Raw genomic sequence first — 346 nt, 5'->3', positions numbered from 1 at the left:
TTTTGTATTCCCATCCGCTATATCTACTTTCGTTATTTCTAACTCACCTTCTACTTTCTTATCTTGAACGATATGTTTAATAATTTGCCCATCCTCTTTTATCTCAAATGCGAACGTCTCTTCATTTACTACATATCCATTTGGCGCTATCGTTTCTTTATACGTGTACTTTCCGTATGGTAATTTGAATTTCGCTATACCTTGCTCATTTGTTTTTCCTTTTACTACTTCTTTTCCTTGTTCGTTGTAGATTGTAAACTCTGCATTTGGTAGTTTTGTATTCCCATCCGCTATATCTACTTTCGTTATTTCTAATTCACCTTTTACATTTTCATTTTTCAGCTCT

Annotated in this window: 1 protein-coding gene; it reads right to left on the bottom strand. The window is 33.2% G+C overall.

Annotation, left to right across the window (positions count from 1 at the left end; translation table 11 throughout):
• Positions 1-346, bottom strand: a 346-nt coding sequence (locus MR147_RS26850) for an MSCRAMM family protein (protein ID WP_242304890.1), incomplete at both ends; no start/stop codon positions are given.

The sequence above is a fragment of the Bacillus cereus group sp. BfR-BA-01350 genome (genome assembly GCF_022663775.1).
GTDB lineage: Bacteria > Bacillota > Bacilli > Bacillales > Bacillaceae_G > Bacillus_A > Bacillus_A paranthracis.
This window is presented reverse-complemented; position numbering and strand designations above follow the sequence as displayed.